General features: G+C 33.5%; 1 protein-coding gene. It reads right to left on the bottom strand.

The window, feature by feature from the left end; translation table 11 throughout:
• Positions 1 to 361: 361 nt before the first annotated feature.
• Positions 362 to 3,856, bottom strand: a complete 3,495-nt coding sequence (locus tag DWB61_RS17390; RefSeq protein WP_125032211.1) for an AAA domain-containing protein — start codon at positions 3,854 to 3,856, stop codon at positions 362 to 364.
• Positions 3,857 to 4,136 lie beyond the last annotated feature (280 nt).

Genomic DNA, 4,136 nt, shown 5'->3' on the forward strand with positions numbered 1-4,136 from the left:
TAACGGCCTAGTGTATGAGTAGTGCGGGATTTAACCCCACTAAACTTTCAAGCCGTGATAAAGCTCAAATATAGGCATTTATGTTCAAAATTTGCACGTTTCCCCGCATTACTTATGACACTTTGTTAGCCACTGGGCTTCCTTGTTTAGTTATTCACAATCAATCGTTTATAGTCGTTACCAAAAATCACTACTGCTGATTCGGAGCACGAATTTATTTTGTTTTTTTTGAGGGAGAGCAAACCTAAAACCATCCTGAAAGGTGGTTACGTGTGGTGGATTTGTAAGCTCTTTGACAAAGCTTTGGATTGAGAGATGGCTCGTGGGGCTTTGCCAATGTGCTTACAAATAGGGTGGGCAATTATTTAACTACATTCTCTAAATATGCTTTAGCCTTCTTAATCATTGTTTTAGCTGGCTCACCTTTCACAACAATGGAAGATTCTTCTCTAAAATACTTACTTTGTTCATCACGTAGAGCAGAAAACCAATTAAATGAACCGTCTATTATAATATCATTGTCAATAATTATGGTTTTACTATGTATGCCATCTACAAGTTTTAACTTAGCTCCGCTTTGTAGAATTATTTCACGACCTTTCTTAGCATTAGGTTTTAATTGATTGTTATTTGTATCAAGTGTTGAATCAGTAATTACTAAGACTTTAACCCCTTTATTTACCGTAGCACTTAATTGATTTTTAACAGATTCTATCTCAATAGAATTTATCGTTTCTTTCTCACTATTATCAAAACACTTAAGCGTATCACATTCAATTGCATTTGATGAAATAAATGGTGAAACTATTATCAATTCTGATTTTGCAATTTCAAATGCCCGATTTAATGTACCCACATGTGTTTTCAAATCATTTACTCGAATTACACCATCTTCAGTTTCTTTGCTGTCAAATATAATTTTGTTTGAAAGTTCACAATCTTCATCTTCCTGTAGCCATTGTTTTAAACGACCCAGAGGATTGTTTTTTGTTGCATCTATTGTGTTCAAATTACCAAAAACCAAAAAACTTGATTTAGCCCTAGATACTGCAACATTAAGCATATTAAGGTTATCTGCAAAGAAAGTGCTATCACCTGGGGTAAGAACCGTTGAAAAAATTACGACATCAATTTCAGCGCCTTGTAAAGCATGCACTGTACCTGATATTATCTTTGCATAAACTTTCTTGTTTATTTTTAGTAATTCATTTTTAATAAGTGAAGCTTGAGATTTGTATGGGGTAACTATTGCCAAAACATCCGAGATTGACTTTTTCCCAAAGGTATTTTCAAGTTCTAACCTTTTACTTTCAATCCATTTTGCAATTGTAATTGCATCTTGAACGTTTCTTCTACTATTTCCAATCTTCTCACTAGCACTATCAATATGCATGAATCCTTTTAAAGGGAGGTCAGTGTTAGCTTTTCTCTTATTTCCTTTCGTTAAAATCAATTTATTTTGATAAACATTCCTATTAGAATAAGAAATGATTTTGTCAGGACACCTTCTATGCTCTTTTAAGAGCGTGCCGCCTTCATCACCATCTTTAACAAAGCATGCTTTCTGTGCTAATTTCATTAGATTGCCTGATGAGCAAAGCTTCCCTGAATCTTTATAGGAATTTATTAAATCGTCTGAAGCATTGTCAGATAATAAGTTATTCATTTTTAGATTAACTATATCTAGTTTTTCTTCGACTGACCATACAGGTTCTATCTGAAAGACATCACCTACAACAATAGCTTTTTTAGCCAAAGAAAATGAAGGAATGGCGATATCGGGAGCAACCTGACCTGCTTCATCAACAATTAGCAAATCAAATAAATCAAAATATGCTTTTTCTCCTTCTGCATTGTCATAGAATGTACTGAACCTTGGAATGGAGTGAAAAGTAGAAATATAAATAGGTGTAACTCCTGCAAACCGTTGCAATTTTTCTTTGTATCCTATTTTACCTCTCTCTTTATCTTTGCTATTCTTTTCTTGCTTTGCTTCTAAGTTTATCAAGTATTCTGCTTCACGAAAATGTATTGCATACCAAAATGCTTCATAACGATATGAAAAATCCATTCTGACTTGCATATCTTCCAAGGGATTCAAATCTTTATATTCTTTACCTGTCATAGATTGAAGCTTATTTAGGGCTTCACCGTAATTGTCGTTCCAATTGCTAATGCAGATTAAATAATTGGATTGTAATTCCTCTGTTTTGTTTTTTAATTCAACTAATGGATTTAATTCAAAATTATACTGCTTAATTAAATTGGTTTTAGTAATAATCCTTTCATTAAGCAAATGAATCAAAGCGTTGTAATTACTGTAGTCAGGAACTTTACCTAGATTAATATCTAAAAGTACCCTTTGGAATAGAGAAGCTCTACGTTTCTTGAATTTTGGAAGAAAAGAAAAAACTTTTTGAATGAATGGTTGATTTCCTTTCACTTCTGTAAGTTTTTCCTCTGCAACAGATGTTTGTTGGATTTCAGAATTTGTACTGTTGATATTATCTTGAAATGAGGAAATCCTTTCTAATAATTCATCTGAGTTGGAAAATCCAGCTACTTTCAATAGTGGACTAATGGTTTCAAATTCTTCGGCAATCTCAAGGCTCTTTTTTATGTTAGAAACTTTTGATTGTACTATACTTAGTAACTTCGACTTGCATTCTTCTATGTTATCACTTTCTCCAAGATAGGCTTTAAACTCTTTTAAAAAGTGCTCTTTTTTATCTTCGACATTGGCACTTTCAAAGTCATTTAGAAAGCCGTTTCCAAACTCGGAAGTACATGTTTGGTATTTTTTGTTTTCATTCGTAGATAAATACAAACCTAAAGAAGTCAAATCAGGCAACCAACGTTGTGTTAATTTATCGTCTGAGTCAAGTACGAAGCTGTCGAGAATATTAGTGATTGCTTGATTGTTTGCCGAGCAAGCAACTATTAATTCAGGTCTTTGCTGATTTATTACGGTAGAAACAACACTATTAGCTACAACTGACTGTAAAAAAGTAGTCTTTCCAGTTCCTGGAGGACCATTTACTGCTAAAACATTTGATTCTTCCAACAAATTAAAACATGCAATGCTTTCTCTCTGTGATACTGACAAAGGAAATTCACCACTCATTTGGCCAATGTGGTTTTTATTTCTAACTATTTCGGATTTCTCAGGAATATTTGAAAACACAATTTTTTCCGTATCTACTAGACTATTAAGTAAGCTCCTATCTGGTGGAGTATCTTCAAGTCTGTTATAGAGTTTTCTAATATTTTCTGTCAATCCTCTTAACTCACCTTTTTGAATAAAAATGTGTTTCTCATGTTTTACATTGAATTCCTCGAAACTTTTCCCAGTAATAATTGAAAAGTAAGATTCACATTTTCCCCAATGAGAATTCCATGATTCATCTTTAAATTCGACTTTCTGAAGGGCTGTGTCAACATCTTTTATTGATGCGATTCTGTAGGTATCTTTCGGATTAGGATTCAGATATTCTCTTACAAAGAAGGGTTTAGCTACTCCTTTGTTCGATTTTTGAGGAGCAAGTGTTCCGTCTTTGTACATGATTGCAGGAATCCAGAAAGGGTAAAACACTTCTTCTTCAAGTTCTTTTGATTTTGCATGTTCAAATTCCGACTGTATTGAACAGGGGCATATGTCAACATTGATGCATTGTGTTTCTTTATTTGTCTGAGATGCATTCCATAAGAATCTCGCATGCTTTTGAGGTGCTTGTTTTATAAAGTATGATTCTACAGGTATTGGATATGTGGTAACATCAATTCTTTTTCTATCAACATCAATTAGTGTTTTTTTCCAATAACTTAACCAAGATTTTATATTTGAACTACTTATCACTATTCTATATTTTAAATAAATCTGCTTCCGAATATACTAAATGTTAATAGCCTTACTAGTGTGGTTGGCTAAAAAACAGCTCTTTTGCAAAATTTGGTCGTGTGAAGGCTTGTGCGATTTGCAAATGTGCTGTTTGTGCGTTGGCTGTTCCAAATTCGCACTACAGTTTCAAATAGCGGCGCGTGGGGAAAAAACAAAATAAATTCCCTTCAAGTTACACTGTCGTTTATTCAAAGAGCTTGATTGCTTGGGTCTTTTTTTTTGCCTTGTGGCTAACGGT

Source organism: Ancylomarina euxina (assembly GCF_003863355.1).
Classification (GTDB): domain Bacteria; phylum Bacteroidota; class Bacteroidia; order Bacteroidales; family Marinifilaceae; genus Ancylomarina; species Ancylomarina euxinus.